General features: G+C 54.7%; 20 protein-coding genes. 10 read left to right on the forward strand and 10 right to left on the reverse strand.

Annotation, left to right across the window (positions count from 1 at the left end; genetic code table 11):
* Positions 1-223 precede the first annotated feature (223 nt).
* Positions 224-3,112, reverse strand: coding sequence for a T9SS type B sorting domain-containing protein (locus G536_RS0111680; RefSeq protein ID WP_084708590.1), 2,889 nt, complete (start codon positions 3,110-3,112; stop codon positions 224-226).
* Positions 3,113-3,356: 244 nt separating this feature from the next.
* Between G536_RS0111680 and G536_RS0111685 the strand changes: the two genes are divergently transcribed.
* The 10 genes from G536_RS0111685 to G536_RS0111730 all read left to right on the forward strand — a co-directional run bounded on the left by G536_RS0111685 (position 3,357) and on the right by G536_RS0111730 (position 11,973).
* Entirely contained in the window at positions 3,357-4,034 is a 678-nt protein-coding gene (locus G536_RS0111685) for a succinate dehydrogenase cytochrome b subunit (protein WP_022823781.1), read from the forward strand.
* A 12-nt stretch (positions 4,035-4,046) separates the two neighbouring features.
* A complete protein-coding gene (locus G536_RS0111690; RefSeq protein WP_022823782.1) occupies positions 4,047-5,981 on the forward strand; it encodes a fumarate reductase/succinate dehydrogenase flavoprotein subunit in 1,935 nt (644 codons plus the stop codon).
* A gap of 145 nt (positions 5,982-6,126) precedes the next feature.
* Positions 6,127-6,882 carry a succinate dehydrogenase/fumarate reductase iron-sulfur subunit gene (locus G536_RS0111695; protein ID WP_022823783.1) on the forward strand — a complete coding sequence of 252 codons (756 nt, stop codon included), beginning with the start codon at positions 6,127-6,129 and terminating at the stop codon, positions 6,880-6,882.
* Between the two features lie 113 nt (positions 6,883-6,995).
* On the forward strand, positions 6,996-7,523 hold the full coding sequence (locus G536_RS0111700; RefSeq protein WP_022823784.1) for an NADPH-dependent FMN reductase: 528 nt from the start codon (positions 6,996-6,998) through the stop codon (positions 7,521-7,523).
* Positions 7,524-7,671: 148 nt separating this feature from the next.
* Complete coding sequence (locus G536_RS27535) at positions 7,672-8,013, forward strand: hypothetical protein (protein WP_022823785.1); 342 nt, start codon at positions 7,672-7,674, stop codon at positions 8,011-8,013.
* Positions 8,014-8,117: 104 nt separating this feature from the next.
* On the forward strand, positions 8,118-8,885 hold the full coding sequence (locus G536_RS27540) for an MbnP family protein (RefSeq protein WP_022823786.1): 768 nt from the start codon (positions 8,118-8,120) through the stop codon (positions 8,883-8,885).
* A gap of 91 nt (positions 8,886-8,976) precedes the next feature.
* Positions 8,977-9,960: a cytochrome-c peroxidase gene (locus tag G536_RS0111715; RefSeq protein WP_022823787.1), complete on the forward strand. Its 984-nt coding sequence runs from the start codon at positions 8,977-8,979 to the stop codon at positions 9,958-9,960.
* A gap of 287 nt (positions 9,961-10,247) precedes the next feature.
* Complete coding sequence (locus tag G536_RS0111720; RefSeq protein ID WP_022823788.1) at positions 10,248-10,499, forward strand: hypothetical protein; 252 nt, start codon at positions 10,248-10,250, stop codon at positions 10,497-10,499.
* Complete coding sequence (locus G536_RS0111725) at positions 10,496-10,699, forward strand: hypothetical protein (protein WP_022823789.1); 204 nt, start codon at positions 10,496-10,498, stop codon at positions 10,697-10,699. Before G536_RS0111720 ends, G536_RS0111725 begins: the two co-directional genes overlap by 4 nt.
* A gap of 119 nt (positions 10,700-10,818) precedes the next feature.
* Entirely contained in the window at positions 10,819-11,973 is a 1,155-nt protein-coding gene (locus G536_RS0111730; RefSeq protein WP_022823790.1) for a cytochrome-c peroxidase, read from the forward strand.
* Positions 11,974-12,266: 293 nt separating this feature from the next.
* On the opposite strand, the gene ftsZ is transcribed toward G536_RS0111730, so the two are convergent.
* The 9 genes from ftsZ to G536_RS0111775 all read right to left on the reverse strand — a co-directional run bounded on the left by ftsZ (position 12,267) and on the right by G536_RS0111775 (position 24,286).
* Positions 12,267-13,751, reverse strand: a complete 1,485-nt coding sequence (ftsZ, locus tag G536_RS0111735) for a cell division protein FtsZ (protein WP_022823791.1) — start codon at positions 13,749-13,751, stop codon at positions 12,267-12,269.
* Positions 13,752-13,841: 90 nt separating this feature from the next.
* Positions 13,842-15,236: a cell division protein FtsA gene (gene ftsA / locus G536_RS0111740; protein WP_022823792.1), complete on the reverse strand. Its 1,395-nt coding sequence runs from the start codon at positions 15,234-15,236 to the stop codon at positions 13,842-13,844.
* 94 nt (positions 15,237-15,330) lie between these two features.
* On the reverse strand, positions 15,331-16,095 hold the full coding sequence (locus tag G536_RS0111745) for a cell division protein FtsQ/DivIB (RefSeq protein ID WP_022823793.1): 765 nt from the start codon (positions 16,093-16,095) through the stop codon (positions 15,331-15,333).
* Complete coding sequence (murC, locus tag G536_RS0111750) at positions 16,085-17,515, reverse strand: UDP-N-acetylmuramate--L-alanine ligase (RefSeq protein WP_033370166.1); 1,431 nt, start codon at positions 17,513-17,515, stop codon at positions 16,085-16,087. Before murC ends, G536_RS0111745 begins: the two co-directional genes overlap by 11 nt.
* Before the next feature lie 75 nt (positions 17,516-17,590).
* Complete coding sequence (gene murG, locus G536_RS0111755) at positions 17,591-18,685, reverse strand: undecaprenyldiphospho-muramoylpentapeptide beta-N-acetylglucosaminyltransferase (RefSeq protein ID WP_026880084.1); 1,095 nt, start codon at positions 18,683-18,685, stop codon at positions 17,591-17,593.
* An 87-nt stretch (positions 18,686-18,772) separates the two neighbouring features.
* Positions 18,773-19,951, reverse strand: coding sequence for an FtsW/RodA/SpoVE family cell cycle protein (locus tag G536_RS0111760; protein WP_022823796.1), 1,179 nt, complete (start codon positions 19,949-19,951; stop codon positions 18,773-18,775).
* Positions 19,952-20,002: 51 nt separating this feature from the next.
* Positions 20,003-21,385 (reverse strand): UDP-N-acetylmuramoyl-L-alanine--D-glutamate ligase, encoded by a 1,383-nt coding sequence (murD, locus tag G536_RS0111765; RefSeq protein WP_022823797.1) that lies wholly within the window; start codon positions 21,383-21,385, stop codon positions 20,003-20,005.
* A gap of 85 nt (positions 21,386-21,470) precedes the next feature.
* Positions 21,471-22,691 carry a phospho-N-acetylmuramoyl-pentapeptide-transferase gene (gene mraY / locus G536_RS0111770; RefSeq protein WP_022823798.1) on the reverse strand — a complete coding sequence of 407 codons (1,221 nt, stop codon included), beginning with the start codon at positions 22,689-22,691 and terminating at the stop codon, positions 21,471-21,473.
* Between the two features lie 107 nt (positions 22,692-22,798).
* Positions 22,799-24,286, reverse strand: a complete 1,488-nt coding sequence (locus G536_RS0111775) for a UDP-N-acetylmuramoyl-L-alanyl-D-glutamate--2,6-diaminopimelate ligase (RefSeq protein WP_022823799.1) — start codon at positions 24,284-24,286, stop codon at positions 22,799-22,801.
* Positions 24,287-24,302 lie beyond the last annotated feature (16 nt).

Below are 24,302 nucleotides of genomic sequence, written 5' to 3' on the forward strand. Positions count from 1 at the left end.
AATCTCAAGCGCCTACGTACAAGGTATACCCGTTATTCAATTCATCAGGCAGCCTTGCCCAAATTGCGCATCGGCTTTTTGCCTCTACATACTCCACCTTAAAAACTTCAACTCGAATAAAAAAGGCCTCTTTTTAAGGAGGCCTTTTTTATTTGTAGTTCTGCTAACTAAGCTATTTGAAAGTATCCTTTCCACTGCATTATTGGCACTTTTCTCTACTTACCTAGCGGGTAATCTGCACCCAGCCTTTGTAGGTGCGCTTGGTGTTGTTGACGTCGCCAAACTCCACCTCGGCCTGGTAGAAGTACATGCCCTCCACTACCGAGGCCCCGCCGCTGCCCTCCGTGCGGCTGCCCCCGCCCGGCCAGTTGATGAGCGGGTCGGCGCTGCTCTCGTAGATTTTCACGCCCCAGCGGTTGAAGGCCGTGAAGTGCGTGCGCCGGATCGGGGTGAAGACCTTGGGCCGGAAGGTGTCGTTCTTGCCATCACCATTGGGGGTAAAGATGTTGGGCAGCAAGAACAACTGGCAATCGTCTTTGCACTCCACGTTGCTGCGGGCACTGAGCGTACCACTCGAATCCACCGCTTGCACGGCGTAGCAGCCAGCCTCCTGGCGCAGGTTGGTGTGCGCGTAGCTGGTTTGCGTGGCCGGCACCTGAGTCAGGAAGCGCAAGGAATCCTGGTCGTTGGGGGCGTAGTAAATGTTGTAGAACCGGATGGCCCGGCTACAATCGGCGGGCGTGGTGCCCAGCGTCCAACGCAGGTTGTTAGTGTACACAGCCCCGCTGATGGGCGTGGCCGGCAACTCGAACAAGCGGCTGGCCAGACTGTCGCAGTTGGGGCGCGTGAGCGTCAGCACTGGCGCACACGGAATGTTGCGCACGGCAATGCACACCTGCTGGCTGCGGTTGAGCAAATCACTCGGCAGCTTTTGAGCGTTGTAAGTGCCGTTGGTCTCTACATAGTAGCAGTACGTGGCGCCTTTCTGCAGCCGTTGCGTAGCCGTGCCTTCGTCGCGGTAGCTGCCCCCGGTGGCCGTGCCCGTAACGGTGGCAATAGCCACAAACGGGTCAGTAGGTAGCGGATTTGGCCCTTTGCGGTAGATAGTGGTCGGGCGCAGCGTATTGTTCCAAGGCACGTTGTACGTCCAGATTAAAGCAATGGCGTTCTGGGTGCCCGCCAAGGTGGAAGGCAGTGCCGTACCCTCTACTCGCACGCTGGAGGCTGCCGTCGCCGTTTCCTGCACTTGGCTCTGGCTCAGGAACTCCACCCGGTAGCTGTACGACCGATTCTGTGTGTCGAGCGTTGGGTCTTGGTCGACGTAGGTCGTGTCGCTGGTGGAGCTACTGAAAGGAATGGTGGCAATGGGCGTGAACGGGCCCGTTGTAGTCTGCCCCACAGCCCGTGAGAGACGGAACTGCTGCGGGTCGGCAAAAGGTGGGGTGCTCTTGGGCTTGGTCCATTCCACCGTAATCTGCCCGCTGCTAACAGCCGTGCGGTCCACCCTCACCCGCCGCAGGACCAAGGCACGACCCGTAAAGTTGAGGCAGGCCTCATTGGAAGCAATGCTCTGGCCCCCGGCCGGCAGCGGAAACTCGACATAGATGCGGTAGCAGTACTCCTTACCCCGGTCTAAGCCCGCGCCGCCGTTGTCGTCGGTGAAAGTGGTTATGTCTGTAGTCCCAGTATAGGTCAGCGCTTGAATCTGTACAAAGCCGCTGCTGGCCGGAATGCCCGTCTGGCACGGCCCTGGGCTAAAGCTCGACGCCCCTTCTTTGCGGTAGATGCGGATCTGGGCGCCGGGTTTGCGGCACAGGTAACTGTTCCACTCCAGGATGGCCGTGCGGGGCGTGCCGGTGCCAGCTCGCACGCGCAGGTTCTGCGGAGCCGGCCCAATGACAGTAATAGACCATACCCGCAAGTCGGTCAGGGCCACACCGCTAGCCCCGCCGGCGGGCTGGTCCACGGCGTTGAAGACCACCAGCTTGGGCTGCACGCCAATGTCGTTGCAGTCCGGCGTCCACTGGAATGTACCCCGCGCCGTGGGCGGCCCTGCCGACGACTGCGTAAACGTGGCCGGGGGCAGAATGCCGCTGTTGGCCGAGAGGGTAATGGGGTTGGCATCGGGGTCGGTGGCCGTCACCGTAGCTGAGACGAGCGTACCGGCCACCACGCACAAATCGGGCGGAATGCTGAGTTCAGGCCGGCGGTTAGTGGTCGGCCGCACCACAATCTGCATATCACGAATCACCGAATCGTTGAGCCGGTAGCCGAAGGCCGTGCGCCGGTATGAGCGCACCACAAAAGCGAAGTTGTACTCGCCCACCGTGCCCGGCGAGTTCCACACAATCTGCCCGGTCCGTCGGTTCATCTCAAAGATAGAAGCGGTTCCTGGCACGCCTACTGGTGGTCCACTGAAGGCTACTTGGCTTCCATTACCAGTACCTAGATTGTTCGGATAGCGAAACCCTGGTACTGGCGACGGGGCAGGCGTACAATTTGAAACACCTCCAATTGTACCAGCCTGCCGGCTAGGGGCCAGCACGAATACCAGTGAGTCACCATCAGGGTCGTAGGCGCCGGGGTTATGCTGAAACACCTCAGCAACGGCTGCGTTATCCACTGCCGGACGCGTAAGAATAGGGGAACGGTTTACGCCTTGACCAGGGTCGATAACAATGCTGGTAGCAATGTAAAACGACTGACTAGCTGGGTCAATCATGTTGCGCACTGCCCCGTTGCGGTTCTCGCCAATAAAGCTGACTAAATACCGCCCGTTAGCGTTATAAGTATGCTCGAAATCATAGGTATAACGCCGGATATCGGGCGCGTAAAGCACATTGGCATCAATAGCCTCAATAGCGCAAGTACCATCCCCGAAATAGATGTTCACCTGATCCTGGCCAGGACAGCCGCCACAGGTGGCCGGGTCGCGGGCATACAAAATCATTCTAAAATATACCCGGCGAGGGTTATTCTCATCAATTCTTGATTGAATGTCGCCGGCTCGTAGGTGAGTGGCCTGAGCTTGAAACGTTAGGCTGAGCAGCCCCACAAGAAACAGTAATAGCGGTCCGCGCCGGACCAAAGCCAGAAGTAGTGAACGCAACATAGGAGCAGCGAAAAAGGAAGAGACTAGGAGCAGCAAGAGAAACCTACTTCTGACCTAACAATAATCGGACCCGCAGGTTAGTATCAGTCAGGAGAATGCAGTGTATCTCTAACGGTGTATCCGAAAGATTGATTCATGAGAATGAACGACTGAACCCCGAAGTTTATTTGGATTGTTTCCTAGTAGACCGGCATGTACCTTTGGCTGCGTCAAATGACCCTTTTAAACTCCCATTCGCGCTTCTATGAGTTGGATTAACAACACGCTGTCCAGTAGCATTGGCCGCAAGATTATAATGGCCATTACAGGTCTTTTTCTTTGCTCTTTTCTCGTTGTACACCTGATTGGCAACTTCCAGTTGTTCAAGGGCGACGGAGGGTTGGCGTTCAATACCTACTCGCATTTCATGAGCACTAACCCGATGATTCGGGTAGCTGAAATCATTCTGGTAGCTGGCTTCGCCTTCCACATCTACGAAGCAGTGGTTCTGACGCGGCGCAACCAAGCAGCACGAGGCAACCAGAAATATGTGGTTAGTCACATCGAGCAAAACAGCGACTGGAAATCACGGAACATGGGCATACTGGGCTCCGTAATTCTAGTGTTTCTGATTGTGCACCTCTACAACTTCTACTACCGCTACCACTACGAGCCGCTGCCCTTCGACTCGCAAAACAACAAGAACCTGTACGCGGTGGTGATGACCTCCTTCCAGACTTGGTGGTACGTGGCTCTCTACGTATTGGCGCAAATAGCTTTGTGCTACCATTTGCTCCACGGCTTTGCCAGTGGATTTCAGACCCTCGGTCTGAACCACCGCAAGTACACGCCTGTTATAAAGGCGGTTGGCTATGCTTTCTCCATCATCGTTTGTGCTGGATTTGCTGCTATGCCGCTGTACTTCTTCATCTTCAAGTCCTAATCTGCCCAGCTGATGTTTCAGGATTCTAAAATTCCCGAAGGCCCACTAACCGAAAAGTGGGAGAAGCATAAGTTCAATGTAAAACTGGTTAACCCTGCCAACAAGCGTAAATACGACATCATTGTGGTAGGTACTGGCTTGGCGGGTGGCGCCGCCGCCGCTTCGCTGGCAGAGCTAGGCTACAACGTAAAAGCCTTTACTTACCACGATTCACCGCGTCGGGCGCACTCGATTGCAGCGCAGGGTGGTATTAATGCCGCTAAGAACTACCAGAACGATGGGGACTCTGTATTCCGCTTGTTCTACGACACTGTTAAAGGGGGTGACTACCGTGCCCGCGAAGCCAACGTGTACCGTCTGGCGCAAGTATCAGTAAACATCATCGACCAGTGTGTGGCCCAAGGTGTGCCTTTCGCCCGCGAATATGGCGGACTGTTGGCCAACCGCTCATTTGGTGGTGCTCAAGTAAGCCGCACGTTCTACGCCCGCGGCCAAACCGGACAGCAGTTGCTACTGGGTGCCTACTCGGCCCTCTCGCGCCAGATTGCCTATGGTAAGGTAAAAATGTACACCCGGTCCGAAATGCTGGACTTGGTTATCGTTGATGGCAAAGCTCGTGGCATCATCACCCGCAACCTTATCACCGGCGAGATTGAGCAACATGCTGCTCACGCCGTGGTGCTGGCTACCGGTGGTTACGGTAACGTGTTCTACCTAAGCACCAACGCCAAGTATTGCAATGCTACGGCCGCGTGGCGCGCTCATAAGAAAGGCGCTTACTTCGCCAACCCCTGCTTCACCCAGATTCACCCTACTTGCATTCCCGTATCCGGCGACTACCAGTCGAAGCTGACTTTGATGTCAGAGTCGCTGCGGAACGATGGCCGCGTATGGGTTCCAAAAACAGTGGAACTGGCTGAGCGTCTGCGCAAGGGTGAAGTGAAAGTTACCGACATCGGCGAAGAGGATCGGGACTATTTCTTGGAGCGTAAGTACCCCGCCTTCGGTAACCTTGTGCCGCGTGACGTGGCTTCGCGCAACGCTAAGCAGATGTGCGACGAAGGCCGCGGCGTGGGCTCTTCGGGTCTGGCAGTGTACCTCGACTTCGCCGATATTATCAAGCGCACCGGTGCTGAATCAGTGAGCCAGAAGTACGGCAACCTGTTTGCCATGTACGACAAAATCACCGGCGAAGACCCGTATAAGCAGCCGATGCGCATCTATCCGGCAGTGCACTATACCATGGGTGGCCTGTGGGTTGATTACAACCTCCAAACCACTGTACCAGGGCTGTATGCTACCGGTGAGTGCAACTTCTCTGACCACGGTGCCAACCGTCTAGGTGCTTCGGCTCTGATGCAAGGGTTGGCCGACGGCTACTTTGTGTTGCCCTACACCATTGGTGACCAGTTAGCCCAAACGCCTCCTACGCCGGTTACCACGCAGCACCCAGCCTTTGCTGAGGCCGAAGCACAGGTACGCGCCCGGATTGACAAGCTGATGAGCATCAACGGTACCCGCACTCCCGACGACTTCCACAAGCACCTCGGGCACATTATGTGGGAATACTGCGGTATGGCGCGCAGTGCGGAGGGCTTGCGGCACGCAAAAGCAGAAATTCAGAAGCTCCGCCGCGAATTCTGGAGTGATTTGAAGCTGGCTGGCACTGAAGGTGAGATGAACCAGGCACTGGAGAAAGCAGGCCGCGTAGCCGATTTCCTAGAGCTAGGCGAACTGATGATTGACGATGCCTACAACCGCAATGAAAGCTGCGGTGGTCACTTTCGCGAGGAGTTCCAGACGCCAGAAGGTGAGGCGCTTCGCGACGACGAAAATTATGCGTACGTGGCGGCTTGGCAGTTTAATGGCGAAGACCAGCCTGAGATTCTGAACAAGGAAGAGTTGACCTTCGAGAACGTGAAGCTCACGCAGCGTAGCTACAAGTAAAACTGAATTATGTATTAGAAAACATGGATTCTGAGTCAGCTCTATTGATACCTGCTGAGAATTCATGTTTTCAATTCATAATTTTTAATTCATAATTCATAATTCAGAAAATACAATGGCCGGAAGTAACCCTAACGCCAAACCAATGAACCTTACGCTGAAAGTGTGGCGGCAGAAAAACCGCAACACGAACGGCCAGATAGTAGACTACCAAGTGCGCGATATTTCTCCGGACATGTCGTTTTTGGAGATGCTCGATGTTCTTAATGAGGATCTGCTTCGCAAAGGCGACGAGCCGGTGGCCTTCGACCACGACTGCCGGGAAGGTATCTGTGGATCGTGCAACTTGTTTATCAATGGCCGAGCCCACGGCCCGGAAGCTGGCACTACTACTTGCCAGTTGCATATGCGCAAGTTCTCTGACGGTGACACCATTACCATCGAACCTTGGCGTGCCAATGCTTTCCCAGTAAACAAGGATTTGAGCGTAGACCGCTCGGCCTTCGACCGAATTATTCAGGCAGGTGGTTACGTAAGCGTAAACACTGGTGGTGCTCCCGACGGCAACGAAATTCCAATTCCGAAAGAAATTGCTGATCGTGCCTTTGAAGCTGCTACTTGTATTGCTTGTGGAGCCTGCGTAGCATCTTGCAAGAACTCTTCAGCAATGCTGTTCGTGAGTGCCAAGGTAAGCCAGTTGGCTTTGCTACCTCAAGGTAACGTAGAGCGCAAAACTCGCGTGGAAAACATGGTGGCCCAAATGGACAAAGAAGGTTTTGGGGCTTGTTCCAATATCGGTTCTTGTGCTGCGGAGTGTCCAGTGGGTATCTCCCTAGAAAACATTGCTATCCTGAACCGTGAGTTCCTGTCGGCTAAGGCTACTTCCAACAATCTAGCCTAGCTGCTCAATTATCTGGAATACAAAAAAGCGAAACGGCCTGCCGTTTCGCTTTTTTGTTTGTTAAGCAACCAAATACTACTCACTCATCTATTTCTGCTCTCTTCTACCCATCCATGATAACTGTCATTGCTGGTACTAACCGCACTAATTCACGCGCCCGCCGCATTGCGGATCTATACTTAAAGCTGTTGCGCGCTCAGGGGGCCGAATGTCAATTACTAGACCTAGCATTGTTGCCAGCCAACGTCAGCGTTTCGGCATTGTATCACAATACGGGTTCAGATGAAGATTTCAACAAGTTAGCGGCATTAGCTGCCGCCGCCGACAAACTGGTATTGGTGGTGCCAGAATACAATTGTTCATACCCAGGTGTCCTTAAAACGTTTATCGATGGTCTGCCCTACCCCGGTGGAATACGAGGCAAGAAAGCCGCTTTGGTGGGACTTTCTTCGGGCGGCCAAGGCGGTTTGCTGGCTCTCAGCCACCTTTCCGACGTGTTAATGTACTTAGGAACCACCGTAATGCCTGCGCGGGTCCGGCTGCCTTTTATTGACAAACACTTAAGTGAGGCAGGTGAACTAACCCACCCGCTTTACCAGCAGCTTTTACAAGAGCAAGTCCAGCAATTACTCCTTTTTTAACAGCTACACATGCTGTTTATAAAGAAGTAAAAGCACGTAATGTAGTTACAGTTAAATCTTTTCAGGATGAGCGGCCTATATTTGTAATAGGCAACTCTCTTCACTTCCTGTGGCGCGATTTCTAGCATTCTTCTTGGTTGGCTTACTCTTGCTCCAGACATTCAGTCGGGAACTGGTGGTGCTTGACTACCAAGTGCACAAGGAGCGCATCACGGAACTATTTTGCGTGAATAAAGCCAATCCAGCCCTGCATTGCAACGGTAAGTGCCACCTAGTAAAGCAGTTGCGCAAAGCTTCTGATTCGGAAAGCAAGTCCCCAGCAGCCGGTTTTGTGAAAGTGAAGTATGATGTGGTAGTGCCCACTATGTTGCGCTTGCAAGCTCCTGTTAGCATGAAGCTTGCTGCTTTGCGCTTTGCGCAGCCATTAACAGCACACTACGCCTTTAAAGCGGAGCAAAGCATCTTTCGTCCTCCCGTTTTTCAAGTTTAACTTTTAGTGGCTCCGCTGCTAAACTAGCAAGTGACGGTAGTTCCGTCCAGTTAGCACGTGCGTTTATACACGTGGTTTGGTTACTCATTCGAAAAACCGAGAACATGAAATTTCTGAAGTATACTGCCTTATTCCTTGCACTCTTTAGTTTATCAGCGACTGTTACTTCCTGTGACGACGACGATAATACTAATCCTGCTGCGGTTAATATCGAGTTTGAAAATGTGGTAGGAAGCAATACCCTTGAATTAAATAGCGCTACCCCTTATGCAACCGGGGCTGGCGACCAAATTACGGTAACTGCTTTCCGGTATTTTATTTCTAATGTCAAGCTCAAAAAAGCTGACGGTACAGAATGGGCTCAGCCTGAAAGCTACTATTTGATCGACCAAGCACTGCCAGCATCTAAGAAAATCAGCTTAACTGATGTTCCGCCTGGCGACTACACTAGCCTGACTTTCACGATTGGTGTGGATAGTGCCCGTAACGTTGCAGGCGCTCAAACAGGCGCTTTATCGAAAGGGAATATGTTTTGGGATTGGAATACTGGGTACGTGTTCATGAAACTGGAAGGCCGGTCGCCACAGGCTCCGGGCGCTGGTGCCGTGATCCTACATGTTGGTGGCTTCCGCAAGGGTGAGAATGCCGTCCGGACTGTAACCCCAACGCTGAACAATAGTGTAATACGAGTTCATGAGGGCCATACTCCAGAAATCCACGTTAAGGCCGACATCCAAAAGATGTTTGTTGGCTCTACTCCGATTCGTTTTAGCTCAGTAAATAACCTCATGGCAGCAGGAACGAATGCAGTGAACATTTCCAAGAACTATGAAAATGGAATGTTCGTTGTCGATCGTATTCAGGGCAACTAGCATGGCAAGGCCTCGGTGGAGAAACTACCGCTGGTTTAAGTTATGCCTACTGTTCTTATCGGGCTTGCTTGTATTCGCGTGCAAGCCCGATATGGAATCTACATCAACTCAGGAAGTGCCCGGCACTAAGGTGCCGGGAAACTTTCCCGCTCCGATATATGGAGCAGAACAAAATCCACCTACTCAGGCAGCCTTTGAACTGGGACGGTCGCTCTTCTACGACCCTAGGCTTTCGCGTACCGGCAGTATATCATGCGGCAGTTGCCATCAGCAGGCCGTTGCTTTTGCTGATGCTGGCAAAAAATTGAGTACTGGGGTTGAGACGCGGATAGGAACACGCAATACACCCGCTTTACAAAACCTGCGCTGGAAACCCAATTTTCTCTGGGATGGAGGCCCTGTGCATATTGAAATGATGCCAAGGGCTCCCATTTCCAACCCGTTGGAAATGGATGAAACATTGGACAACGTGCTACGCAAGCTCAACGCTGATGCCAGCTATCAGCGCCGCTTTAAACAGGTGTTCGGCGGCAATGGCCCTATCGATTCGTATCAGTTTCTGCGGGCCTTAGCGCAGTTCACGGCGGCGCTAACATCCAGCAACTCCCGCTACGACAGGTATGTCCGGCAGGAAGCAGGAGGCACGCTCACAGCTAGTGAGCTGCGTGGGTTAACGATACTGCGTCAGAAATGCGGCACCTGCCACGCGGGAGAATTATTTACCGATGAGTCGTTCCGCAATAACGGGCTGGACCGCCAGTTTCCGCTGGACTCAGGCCGAGCACATATTACTAGGCGCAGTACAGATGCCGGACGTTTCAAGGTGCCAAGTTTGCGCAATGTAGCTCTCACAGGTCCTTACATGCACGACGGCCGCTTCACAACCCTGGAAGCAGTACTCGACCATTATGATCATGGGATGGTTGTGTCGGCTACGCTTGATTTGGAATTACGGCGCTCTGGTCTAGAGCCGGGCATTGCGCTGGCCCCACAGGAACGGCAGGATTTACTGGCCTTTCTACACACACTCACCGATGAGCAGTTTTTGAGCAACCCGCAGCTAGCCAAACACTAGCTGCCTTGAGCTTGATTGACAGGCGTATTGGCTATTGGTTGGTAGCCGCCCAATTGGGTTGGCCTACAGGCTGTACACTTCCCTTTTTCAATCGAGATTCGTGAGAAAAATAGCTTTACTGATAAGCTTATTCATGCTCGGAACGCTGCGGCCGCGCGTGCGACATATGCGGCTGCTTCATGGGCTTTATGCCCTACGACAACTAGAGTGGCGTTGAAACGACTGGGGTACAAAGCCGCTGATTGTGGGTGGTGGCCTTAAGCTACCCAACGGCTACTTCCGGCACGATGAGACACAAGGGGCGGCGCTATCCGGCGCTCAACCAGCCCGGCACTGGCAATACCAATGGCTTCGTGTACGTCAACTACATTGGCAGCTACCGAGACTTGGGCCTGAGGGTGAATGGCAGCTACCGGCGAGGGACAGCCAACCGTTTCGAGGAAAGCCTAGCCCTTGGTACCGCAGCCTTTGCGAATCTGTTGCATGCTGCCTCTCAATCAGAACTGTCAGCTACACCCTTCGGCACAGCTTTTCTATGAAGAAAGCACCTGACTGGGAACACGACATGAACAACGCGCTGCTTGGCCCTGGCCTGGATATATACTACAAAAACCTGTCGTTGAATACCAGAGTGCAGTTCCCGGTATATACCGCCGACACCGACCATCCTGCCAGCGCCGGACGCTTGGTGCTGGCGGTGGGCTACAACTTTAAGCAGAGCCGTTACCTATTGAAGTAAAGAACAGCCCTAGGTTGAAAGAATGAGTTGGATGTAAGAAAGATAGAACTGAATATTGTGGAGTGATTGTTGTGCCAATGAATCAGTATCTTAGAACCTGCGCTTTCACTGCTTTCCATATGGCCTTAAGCATTACCCGTAGATACCGCGCGTTATTGGCTTCGGCGCTGCTGATGCTGGGCGTAGCAAGTTGCGAGGACAAGACGCCCCCACCTTCTGAGCCAGCCGTTACACCCACCACGCCCTACAACTTGCAACTACCATCGCAGTTGCCACAAAGTGTTGTGCTACCCACCAACAACCCGCTGACGGTGGAAGGCGTGGATTTGGGCCGTAAGCTATTCTACGAAGTCAAACTTTCCAGCAACAATACCATGTCATGCGGTAGCTGCCACCAGCAGAGCAAGGCCTTCACTGATGGCCGGGCCAAGGCTATTGGGGTTGATGGGATTGCCCACAAGCGCAACGCTATGTCGTTGGTGAACCTGCTGTGGGAGCCCAACCTGAACTGGGACGGGGCGGCCACCGGCTTGGAAACACAGGCACGGGTGCCCATCGAAAATCCTGTGGAAATGCACCAGCGCTTAACCAGCGGTGTGGCCAAACTACAGCAAACCGCATTATATCCGCCGCTGTTTGCGGCGGCTTTCGGGTCGTCTACCATCACTGAGGAAAACGTATTGAAGGCGCTGGCCCAGTTCGAGCGGACACTTATTTCCTCGAATTCCCGCTACGAGCAGTCCTTATTACCTACTGGGCCGAAGCTAACCCAGGACGAGCTAAAAGGTAAAGTACTGTTTTTCAACCATCCAGGTGAGGCAGGCAACACATCCGCTCGAGGCGGCTCCTGCGACCATTGCCACAATGGCAACACGTTTTTATTTACTTCCACCAGCTTCACTACGCCGGGTGGTAACACGCAATATTTCAACAACGGCTTGGCGCTATCCTCTGATTTAGGTCGTTTCGGAGTTACGGGGGTTGCCTCCGACCGGGGTAAGTTCCGGGTACCTTCGCTACGCAATATTGCGCTGACGGCCCCCTACATGCACGATGGCCGATTTCAGACGCTTGAAGAAGTAGTAGACCATTACAACGAGCATGTTGATGCCAATACAGCCGACCCCATTTTGTTGGTCTCGAATCCCCAAATTAACGGCAGCCTCGGCGCATTAGGGCTTACGGCCACTGAAAAGCGGCAGCTAGTTGCCTTCCTACGTACGCTCACCGACTCCACATTCATCAAAGACCCACGCTTTTCCAATCCGTTCTAGTTCTGTTCAGCATACTTGCCGAACCGGTTTTGGCTTCATTTCTTCGGCTCTATGCGTCCTTTCCCAACATGGGCTTTGCTACTGGCACTGTTAGCTTCCTTAACGGCTTGCTCCTCTATGTCGTCTACACGCCAGCTTAGCCCCGACCGAGAACCAGTCAACCCGCAAGGCCTGCTCCTCTCCGATTCTGTTGCTCCCTCACTAGACTCCTTGCGACATGAGTAATAGCAATCAACAAAAAGGGCCTTCAGAATATCTGAAGGCCCTTTTTGTTGATTGCTACGAGCAGTTGCTTAATCCACGTTGTCGTGCAGGAAGCGGTTGTCGCCGAGCAACTCGTTATCGTCGGAAAGGTTGAAACGGCTGATGTTACGCTCCGAAGAAGGCGTTACATTTTCCAACTTTACTTGCCGCCGTAAATAAGCGGGCGTTTCCAGTTGGTCTTTAATCACCTCATTTGATAAGCCGTTGCTTAGTTCCTGCAAGCGGCGACGACGCTCCTCGGCACGGGTATCCAGCGCGGGGCGGCCGGGCAGCGGGGCAGCTGGCTGCGGGGCATGATACACCACAGGATCGGGAGCCGGTGTAGATGGAGCTGCCACAGGTGGTACTGGCCCAGTGTAAGGCGAAGTTTCCAAGTCAAACTTCACTGGCTGAGGCTCTGGGGCTGGCGGTGGAGTGTTGCTGGTGAACGACGGTACTACCGGCGCATCTTGACGGTCTTTGTCGAATATATTGATCTGCGGGTCGGGCTGAGGAACTTCCGGTTCTGGCTCACGGCTGCTAGACGGCGTCACCGTAATGGTATGCGCTTCGCGGGCAAACCCTGTAGCAATAACCGTCACTCGGATGCTTTGGCCCAATGTAGAGTCGATACCGTGCCCGAAGATAACCTCGGCATTCTGACCGGCTTTGTCTTGGATGCACTCGGTGATTTCCGTCAGCTCGTCCATTTCCAGCTCAGCCTGGTCGCCCGACATGATGCTGAGAAGGATGCGTTGCGCACCGTGAATGTCGGTGTTGTTGAGCAGAGGCGAAGCTAAGGCCTCTTCCGCCGCCCGCTTGGCGCGGTTCTCCCCCTCAGTGATGCTGCTACCCATTACGGCGGCGCCACTGTCTTTCATGACGGTTTTCACGTCTTCAAAGTCCACGTTCACATCAGCCGTTACCGTAATGATTTCGGCAATGGATTTGGCGGCCGTGCTCAGCACGTTATCTGCTTTGGCAAAAGCCGAGCGAATGGGGAGGTTACCGTAAATCTCGCGGAGCTTGTCGTTGAGAATTACCAACACTGTGTCGCAGTTCTCGCTTAGCTCTTTGATGCCGTGCTCGGCTTGCTGGCGCTTTTTCTTGCCCTCAAACATGAAGGGCGCCGTCACGATGCCCACCGTCAGAATGCCTAGCTCTTTGGCTACTTTGGCAATAACTGGCGCCGCACCCGTACCGGTACCGCCACCCATGCCGGCCGTAATAAACACCATTTTGGTGCCGTTGCTGAGTAGCTCGCGGATTTGTTCGCGGCTTTCAATAGCGGCCTGCTTGCCTCGTTCCGGGTTGGCACCGGCTCCAAGGCCCTCGGTTAGGTCCATCCCGATTTGCAGACGGTTGGGCACTGTCGAAGATGCCAAAGCTTGCTTGTCGGTATTGCAAATGACGAATTCCACGTCCTTAATGCCTTGGCCAAACATGTGGTTTACGGCATTAGAGCCGCCCCCACCCACACCAATCACCTTGATGATGGACTTGGATTGCGCCGGGATGTCGAATTTATAATCCATGAGGTGAATTGCTAAATGGTTACATGACTGAATTGTTGGTCGTTCAACAACAACCATTTAGCAATTCAGTCATTTAACTTCTTGATACTTTTAATACTTGGTATCGTCGAAATCGTCGATGAGCAGACCTTTGGTACGGCTGATGATGTCTTGGAAGAACTTACCAGCTCCAGAAGGCTTTTTAGGCTCTTTAGGTTCAGCCGGCTTCTGCGCTACAGGCTTGGCAACCGGCGTTGGTACCGGAGCCGGGGCGGGCGCCGGGGCCTGATAGTACGGCACGGATGGTGCCTGATACTGCTGCTCCTGCTCGTAACCCCGGTTCAGGCGCTCATCCAGTGAACGGTAGCCCGACAGCACTAAACCAACAGTAGTAGCATACATCGGCGACTTCACGGCTTCAATCTTGCTCTTGCCCAAATGCTCGTTGGGATAGCCAATGCGCGTATCCAAGCCAGTTACGTACTCGGTAAGCTGCACTAGGTTCTGAAGCTGTGAGCCGCCACCGGTCAGCACGATGCCAGCGGCCAGTTTGTCGGCGTGGCCGGTCCGCTGAATTTCGGCATACACCAACTCGATGATTTCCTCCATCCGGGCCTCGATGATGTAGGCCAGGTTCTTGAGGGAAATTTCCTTGGGTGCCCGGTCCCGCAGGCCAGGGATGCTCACGATTTCATAATCAGAAGCTTCCTCAGCAATGGCCTTACCAAACTTCACCTTCAACTGCTCAGCCTGGTTTTGCATCACCTGACAGCCCAGCTTGATGTCGGAAGTCACAATGTTGCCCCCGAACGGCAGCACCGCCGCGTGACGAATGATACCATCCTTGAAAATAGCCAGGTCGGTAGTACCGCCCCCAATATCAATCAACGCCACCCCTGCTTCCTTCTCCTCATCCGACAGCACCGACATCGACGACGACAGCGGCTCCAGAATCAGATTATCGATTTCCAGGCCGGCTTTCGTAACGCACTTGTTGATGTTATTGATGGCCGTGCTTTGAGCCGTAATGATGTGGAAGTTGCCTTCCAAACGCACCCCCGACATGCCCACGGGGTCCATGATGCCTTCCTCGTAATCCACCTTGTAGTCTTGGGGCATTACGTGGATGATCTGGGAGCCGGGCGGGGTCACAAGGCGGTACATGTCGCCGGTGAGGCGCTCCACGTCTTCCTGCGTGATTTCATTGTCGGCCGAGGCGCGGGTAATGCTGCCGTTGTGTTGCAGGCTCTTGATGTGCTGCCCGGCAATACCCACGTTCACCACGCCGATGTTGATGCCCGACATTTCTTCGGCCTGCCGAATGGCGCGCTTGATGGCGTCAACAGTTTTGTCGATGTTGGACACAATGCCACGCACTACGCCTTCCGACACAGCTTTGCCCATGCCCAGTATTTCGAGTTTGCCAAACTCGTTTTTGCGGCCCACTAGGGCACAAATTTTGGTGGTTCCTATGTCGAGGCCGACGACAATCTTATCGTGTTGCATGGGGAAGGGTCGGGTAAAGCTGGCGGGGGACTAGCAGTTGAGTGCGGTGTTAACGGGCAAAAATAGGCTTTTCAAGCCTCAGGAGCAGAAAAATCTACTCACAAATGATTTGATCTTTGAACTCCACGTTGACGCGGTGGTACGTATTCCAGCCGAGCGCCGGCGGTATTTGGCGGTAAAATACCATCAGTTTCGCGAATTTTTCCGAAATATTCTCCGGAAAACCAAATTCTACGCGTTGGTCGCCTACCTGCTGCGTAAACGAAACCTTGCCGTTGGTGCCAATAAACACCTCGGCAATTTGGGCTCGCCAGAATGGCTTTTCGTCGATGTAACGCAATAGTTCAAGGTAACGTTGGCCGGTGGAGTCTTGAAAAAAGGAAGCAGCAAGTGGGACACCTCCTTGCCGGGCCACAGGCACCACCCGCGCCGTAAACAACGAGGACAGCGGCAGCTTGTGGCCGTCGGCATCGAGGTAGCTGTCGAGGCGGGTATCCGAGTGAGTCAGGCGCGCGATAGGGCGGTTTTGGCGTACTTCCGCGTGAATATTGCCGGATAGGTCGCGGTAGACTTGAGCGTCTTTCACAAACGAATGGGCTTTGAGGCGAGCCTCCAGTGCGGGCAAATCCAACTCGTCGGGCGGCATGCCTTCCAAGCGTCGATCACCATTACGGGTAAGCAAATTGGTTACTTCCTGTTCACTGATGAAGTAATTATTGAATTCATTGTTGATGGTCACGATTACCTGCCCAACGGGCCGGTTCGCCTGCTTCACCCCGGCAAATACAGCCAGGCCGCCCAGCAACAATAAGCTGCCAGTAGCAAATACCACGTTATGAATTTTACGTTTAAGCTTCATTCCAGTGAATATCTAAAATATTCTTTAAATCAGGTACTAGTTTATCAATATCCCCGGCTCCTACGGTAGCTAAAATGTCGTAGCTGGAAATATCGGCAGCATTTTTCAGGATTTCTGCCCGGCTCTGCAACGACTTTTTCGGGGCCGTTATTTGGGATAAAATCAATTCCGACGTTACGCCTGGTAATGGTAGCTCCCGCGCTGGGTATATGTCCATCAGCACCACTTCGTCGGCGAGGCTCAAGCTCTCCGCAAATCCGGGAGCGAAGTCGCGGGTGCGCGTGAACAGGTGCGGCTGGAATATCACCCGCAGTTGCTGATTTGGGTAGAGCGCCCGCACAGAACGTAAGAAGGCTTCGATTTCGCGTGGGTGGTGGGCATAATCATCCACATATACTTTTGGCTGCTCAGTGGTACCGGCCGTCACGATAAACTCGAAGCGGCGCTTCACTCCCCGATAAGCCGCTACGGCTGCTTGCAACGGCTCGGGCGCTACCCCTTCGAGCTGCGCTACGCAGGCAGCTGCCAGCATATTTTCCACATTGTGGTAGCCCGGCACTGCTAGCTCTAGGTCGGCCACGGTGCCTTGAGGACTGTGCAGGTTGAAGCGAAACTGATTGCCTTGCGCGGTGATGTCGGAAGCAGATAATTCGGGGCCTTGCTCCGCCGTGAGACCATAGCGGATAACCCGCACCCCGGCGGGCACAGCCGCGGCCACGCTGGCATCGGCCGTGTGGTTGATGATGAGCGTACCACCCGGCTGAATCTGGCTCACAAACTGCCGAAACGACTCCACCAAGGCTTCTTTATTGCCGTAGATGTCGAGGTGGTCGGCGTCGGTGCTTGTGACGATGGCCACGGTAGGGTACAGCGTCAGGAAGCTCCGGTCATACTCGTCAGCTTCCACTACAATTGGTACATCAGGTTGGTTGGGGGGTGGCAGCAGCAGGTTCGAGCCCAAGTTCACGGAGATACCGCCTAGAAAGGCCGCACAGGGCACGCCCGCGTGGTGGAGTAGGTGCGCCACCATGCTACTGGTTGTGGTCTTGCCATGGGTGCCAGCTACGGCAATTGTGCGGTGCCCCTGGGTGAGTACGCCCAGCACTTGGCTACGCTTGCGGATATCATAGCCGTTTTCGCGCAGCCACGCCCACTCCTGATGGTTTTTCGGAATAGCCGGTGTGAGCACCACGAGGGTACGTTCCCGGTTTTCGCGCACGGATACCGGAATACTAGCTACTGCGTCGTCGTAATGCACGGCAATGCCTTCCGCTGCCAGCGCATCGGTCAGGGGCGTGCTGGTTTTGTCGTAGCCCGACACAGTGTGCCCGTTGGCTTGAAACCAGCGCGCCAGCGCCGACATACCAATGCCTCCAATACCGAGGAAATAGACGTAAGGATATGCGGCGACGGGGCTCAAAGGCAAGTAAAATTTAAGAATTAGCAATTAAGAATTGGCAGAGCTATCAGCGCAATTTCTTTTCTGATGGCCTATTCAGGGCTTACTATCAACCAGCTTTAGCAGCTCATCGACAATGGTGGTAGTGGCGGCCGGGTAGGCTAGCTGCTGCACATTGGCAGTTAGCTGCTGTTGCTGCGCGGGGTTCTGTAGTAGGGCGAGTGCAGTGTCGTAGAGCTTGGCCGGGGCTTCAGCATCCGAGACAAGTAGCGCGGCCTCTTTGCGCACCAGCGCCATGGCGTTTTTGGTTTGGTGGTCTTCGGCCACATTGGGCGAAGGCACTAGTATGCTCGGTTTAGCGGTGAGGCACAATTCCGACACCGACAATGCTCCGGCCCGGCTGACCACCACATCGGCGGCAGCATAGGCTAGGTCCATGCGCTGGACGAACTCCAGGGCTTTCAGGTTATCGGCGGCGAAGGGAGCAGCGTGCTGGGCGGCTTCCGGGTAGTAGAGCTTACCGGTCTGCCAGAGAACTTGCACGCCAGCGGCTTTCAGGCGTGGTAATGCTGCCACCGTGGCTTGGTTAAGGGTACGGGCTCCTAAACTGCCGCCAATCACCAGCAGAACAGGCTTATCAGGGTTTAAACCGAAGAATTGCAGGGCCTCTGCGCGGTTACCGCTGGCTATTTCGGTGCGGACGGGGTTGCCGGTAAGTACAAGCTTCTCGGATGGGAAAAACTTGTCCATGCTTTCATACGCCACGCATATTTTATCGACACGGCGGCTCAATAGCTTGTTGACGAGGCCAGCATAGGAATTCTGCTCTTGAATGAGGCTGGGAATGCCGCGCGAAGTGGCTGCCAGCAACACCGGCGCCGACGCATAACCGCCCACGCCCACCACCACATCGGGCCGAAACTTCTCGATGAGCTTGCCGGCCTTGCGTACCGCCCGCATCACCCGAATCGGGAACAGCAGGTTCTGCGGCGTTAGACTGCGCTGCAAACCGGTAATGTCGAGGCCCACTATTTGGTAGCCGGCCTCGGGCACACGCGTCATTTCCATGCGGCCGTTGGCGCCCACAAACAGGATTTCCGCGTCGGGCTGCCGGCGGCGCAGCTCGTTGGCAATTGCCACCGCCGGGAAAATATGCCCGCCCGTACCGCCGCCGCTGATGATAACTTTCATTTCGTTTTTCGTTGTTGGTTTTTCGTTGTTGGCTTCAGTTTCACTCAGCCTAAGCACGAGCAACAACCAACAACAACGAAAAACGACCTAGGCGTAGGCTGATACTTTGGGAATACGGACTGTGTCGGCGGGTTCCCCCACCATTGGGCGGATTTCCCGCTCACCGCGGCTTACGGCCAGAATAATACCGATGCTGATTCCGGTGAAGATGAGGGAGGTACCACCCATACTCAGTAGCGGCAGCGGCAGACCGGTAATTGGACCCAGCCCCACAGCTACGCCCATATTCACCATGGCTTGCAGCACCAGACTGAACGTGAGGCCAGCAGCCAACAGCCCCCCAAAAGCGCCGTAGCTATTCACCACTGTCAATAGTCCTCGATAGAGGAAGGCCAGGTAGAGGAACAGCACAAACACGCCCCCCGCCATGCCATATTCTTCAATGATTACGGCAAAAATGAAGTCGGAATACGGGTGGGGCAGGATGTTGCGCTCGGTGCTGTTGCCGGGACCTTTGCCCGTGACACCGCCCGTGGCAATGGCTATGTAGCTGTGTTCCAGCTGAAACGGCACCGGCTTACTCTTATCTGTGAAGTTTTCAATGCGGGATATTACCGTCTTCATGCGCTGCCCCGTAGCCAGACCTACTCCACCCACTACCGCGCCAATAGCCACCATGACGGCCATTTGCTTGAGTGGCACGCGCCCAATGAACATGAGCAGCAGACAGGTAGCAAACAGCAATAGCGCCGTAGAGGCATTACTCAGAATGATGATACCACAAATCAAACCTACCCACAGCATTACGGGCAGCAGCGTGGTTTTGAAGTCCTGCACGTGTTGCTGACGGCGGCTTAGCATAGAAGCCACGTGCGCAATCAGGGCCAGCTTAGCTAGGTCGGAGGGCTGGAAGGTTTGGTTGATAACCGGAATGGTCAACCAGCGCGACGCTTCATTGATGTTCGAGCCCATAAAGAAAGTGAACAGCAGCAGCGGCACCGAAATGAGCAGCGCGTACAATGACAGCCGCGAATAGTAGCGGTAGTCGATGCGGTGGGCGAGCCACATGAAGGCTAACCCCACGAAGATCAGGCCGGTGTGCTTAAGCAGGAAGTATTCAGTGTTGCCGGCCTTCTGCTTATAGGCCAGCGTACCCGTAGCCGAGTACACTACGGCAATACTAATGAGCGAGAACAAAATCACGATGCCCCACAGCACTGGGTCACCTTTCAGGTTCTGCCGCAGCCAGTTTTTGATAACGTTCATCTGTGAACTAGTGAGAGGGTGAAAAGGTGATTTTCAAATATCAGTGAAATGTCAGGAGCTTTTCAGTCCGGTTTCTTCCATCAGTTTCTCCACGGCCGTCACAAACTGGCAGCCCCGGTCTTCGTAGTTTTTAAATAAGTCGAAGGAGGCGCAGGCTGGCGAGAGAAGCACTACGTCGCCGGGTTCGGCCAGTTCCAGGGCGCGGCGCACGGCAGTTTCCACGCTCCGTGTTTCCTCTAGATGCGGCACCACCCCGCCGAAGTTGGTCTTCAGTTTCTCGTTGTCAACTCCTAAGCAAATCAACGACTTCGCCCGCGCCTTAGCCAAAGGTATCAGCGTGGTGTAGTCGTTGCCCTTATCGGTGCCGCCCGCAATCCACACAATCGGCTGCCGGATGCCGTCAAGGGCATACCAAGCGGCTTCTACGTTGGTGGCTTTGGAGTCGTTGATGAACCGGACGCCGTTGATTTCGCCTACGGGTTGTAAGCGGTGGTCGGCGTTGCGGAAGGTAGCCAGTCCGGTTTCAATCTGCTCAATGGAAAGGCCGGCCACCCGGGCGCACAGCACGGCCGCCAACGTGTTTTGGCGGTTGTGCTGCCCGATGAGCGGCGAGGCGCTAACGTTTACCTCCTCCCCACCTTGGCTAATACCCGGATTCAGGTTGGTGCACAAACTTTCCTCAGCAGTATAATACGCCGCTAGGTGGTAGTCGGGGCGGCGGTGCAAGCTGAAGGGCAGCTGCCGGACAGGCCGTAGCGCCGACTGAAAGTAACGCTGAATGTTCTCGTCGTCGGCGTTGTAGACGAAGTAGCCCGCACTGTCCTGGTTGCGCATAATGCGCAGCTTGGCCTGGGCATAGTTTTGCATCGAGTAACCGTACCGGTCGAGGTGGTCGGGGGTGATGTTGAGTAGCACGGCTACCCAGGGCTGAAACTCGTAGGTATCATCGAGCTGGAAGCTGCTCAGCTCCACCACGTAGTAGTCGAACTTGTCTTCGATGAGCTGCTCAGCGAGGCTGTAGCCTACATTGCCGGCCAAACCCACACTATAGCCTGCTGACTTCAGCAGATGGTAGGTGAGCAGCGTGGTAGTGGTTTTGCCGTTGGTGCCCGTGATGCAGATGCACTTGGCTTTGGTGTAGCGGCCCGCAAACTCAATTTCGGAAATAACCGACGTGCCTTTCTCGCGCAACGCCTGGATGATGGGCGCTTTCTCGGGGATGCCGGGGCTCTTGATAACCTCGTCGGCCTTTAGCACTTCTTCCAGCGTGTGCTGGTTTTCCTCAAAGCTGATTCCGGCCTGCGTCAGTTTCTGCTTGTACCGCTCCTGAATCGGGCTTTTATCAGACACGAACACGGAGTGGCCTTTCGCCTGCGCCAGTAGCGCGGCCCCTACTCCACTTTCAGCAGCTCCAAGAATTACGATGTGCGACATAAGGAAGTGGAAGAGTGGAACTGAGAAAAAGGACGCAACAGAAGAAAGCGCTACAAGCGTAACGCCTGTTTCTTGGCGCTGAAGTTTACCGGAGTTTCAAGGTTACTAGGGTCAAGACGGCTAGCATGATGCCCACAATCCAGAAGCGCGACACGATTTTGGATTCGTGGTAGCCGAGCTTCTGGTAGTGGTGGTGCAGCGGCGACATCCGCAGCAGCCGCCGGCCTTCACCGTACTTTTTGCGGGTGTATTTGAAGTAGCTCACCTGCAACATCACCGACAGGCTTTCCACCAAAAACACGCCGCACAGCACCGGAATCAGCAGCTCTTTGCGCACGATGAGGGCCAGCACCGCAATGATGCCGCCAATGGCCAATGAGCCAGTGTCACCCATAAATACTTGCGCCGGAAACGAATTGTACCACAGAAAGCCCACACAGGCCCCCACAAAGGCAGTACAGAAGATAACCAGCTCCCCGGAGTTCGGAATGAACATAATATCCAGGTAGTCAGCTAGGAAGGCGTTACCACTCACGAAGCAGAAAACCGCCAACGTTGTCCCAATGATGGCCGAAGTACCAGCCGCTAGCCCGTCGAGGCCATCGGTGAGGTTGGCGCCGTTGCTGACGGCTGTGATGATGAGGATGACAATCGGGATGTAGAAGAAGGCGTAATACTCGTTGAAGAAGTCGCCAGCTGTGGCGAACAAGTCGCCATAGTTCAGCTCGTTGTTTTTCAGGAACGGCACCGTGGTAATCATCAGCTTCACATCCTGATACACGGTGCTAGCGTCCACGGCCGAAAGCTGACCGTTAGGTAACAGGTACTGGCGCACGGTCACCTCGTTGGAGAAGAACAGCACCCAGCCTACCGTCAGGCCCAAACCCACCTGCCCCATAATCTTGAAGCGGCCAGCCAGTCCTTCCTTGTCTTTCTTTACTACTTTAATATAGTCGTCTACAAAGCCAATCAGCCCCAGCCACACGGTGCTGAGCAGCATAAGCACGATGTAGATATTATCGAGCTTGGCGAAGAGCAACGTAGGCACCAAAATGGCCAGCAGAATAATCAGGCCGCCCATCGTGGGAGTGCCCTTCTTCTCTAGCTGCCCCTGCAACCCCAGGTCGCGCACCGTTTCGCCAATCTGGGCCCGCTGCAACACCCGAATCAGCGGCTTGCCAAAGAACTGGGCAATAATGAGCGAAGTAACTACCGCCAGCGCCGCCCGAAACGTGGTGTATTGAAACACCCCGGTGCCGGGTACATGGTGTACTTTATACAGGTAGTTGAAGAGGTAATACAGCATGGCGCGAGGTCAGCAGGTTGCAGTCAGAAATTTAAGCAAGCTGCAAAGGTTCCAGTTTTTTAAGGCTCAGCAAGCGTTGTGTTTTTGCAGATTTTGGTGTACGATGGTCATTTTTCCAGCAACTCGAACATTTCCCGGAGCACCTGTTTATCATCAAACTCAGCGCGGACGCCGCGTACTTCCTGGTAAGTTTCGTGGCCCTTGCCGGCTACCAGCACAATATCGTTGGGGCCAGCCAGCTCTACGGCCCGCCGGATGGCTTCGCGCCGGTCGGGAATGGTTTCCACCTTGGGCAGGTCCTGGGTTTTGACGCCGGCCTGCATTTGGCTGAGAATCTCCAGCGGGTCTTCGAAGCGCGGATTGTCGGACGTTAGCACCACATGGTCGGAGCCCTGGCAGGCGAGGTTGGCCATGATGGGCCGCTTGCCCCCGTCGCGGTTGCCGCCGCAGCCCACCACCGTAATTACCTGCTGGCTGGGCTGGCGGATGTCAGCAATGGTGTTGAGCACGTTCTCCAGCGCGTCGGGCGTGTGGGCGTAGTCGACGATGCCCGTGACGTGGGTATGCGCCGACAACACCGGCTCGAAGCGGCCCGGTGCCGACAGCAGCCCCGATAGAATCGTGAGAACTTCTTGCGGCTCCTCGCCTAGCAACACGGCCGCGCCATACACAGCCAGCAGGTTGTAGGCATTGAACACCCCAATCAGCCGGAACTGTACTTCCTGCCCATCCACTTCCAGATGCAGGCCGTGCACCGCATTTTCAAGCAACTTGCCCCGGAAGGTAGCGGCGCTTCGCAACGAATAGGTCTCGCGGCGGGCCGCCGTGTTTTGCAGCATCACGATGCCGCGCTTGTCGTCGGCGTTGGTGAGGGCAAAGGCCGACTTCGGCAGCATATCAAAGAAGCCCTTCTTGGCTTTCAAATAGTTGTCGAAGGTGCCGTGGTAGTCGAGGTGGTCGTGGGTGAGGTTGGTGAAGATGCCACCTACGAAACGTAGTGCCGTTATGCGGTGCTGCACCACGGCATGGCTGCTCACCTCCATGCAGGCGTGGGTGCAACCGGCTTCCACCATGCGAGCCAGCAGCTCATTCAACCGGATGGCGTCGGGCGTGGTATGGGTGGCCGGAATTACCTGCTCGTCAATCTGGTTTTGTACCGTGCTTAGCAGGCCGGTGTGGTAGCCTAGCTCGCGCAGCATCTTGTGCAGCAACGTGGCGCAAGTGGTTTTGCCGTTGGTACCCGTCACGCCAATCAGCTGCAAGCTCCGCGACGGATGCCCGTAGAAAGCCGCCGCCATGTGGGCCATAGCCTCCCCCGAATCGGGCACCTGCACATACGCGGTGCCAGCTTGTAAATCGGCGGGCAGGTCCTCACAGATAACAACGGACGCCCCCTGCTCCACCGCTTTCGGCACGAATAAGTGGCCGTCGGTAGCTGCGCCGCGCAATGCGAAAAACACGAAGCCGGGCGCCGCCTGCCGTGAATCGAGCGTGAGAGCCTGCACGGGCACATCGGTAGGGCCGTGCTGGGATGTTACCGTAACATCGGCCAGCAAGGCGAACAGGGGGAGCGTTATTTCTTTATCGGTTGACAAGGCTGTTCGATTGGTT

The sequence above is a fragment of the Hymenobacter norwichensis DSM 15439 genome (assembly GCF_000420705.1).
GTDB classification, from domain to species: domain Bacteria; phylum Bacteroidota; class Bacteroidia; order Cytophagales; family Hymenobacteraceae; genus Hymenobacter; species Hymenobacter norwichensis.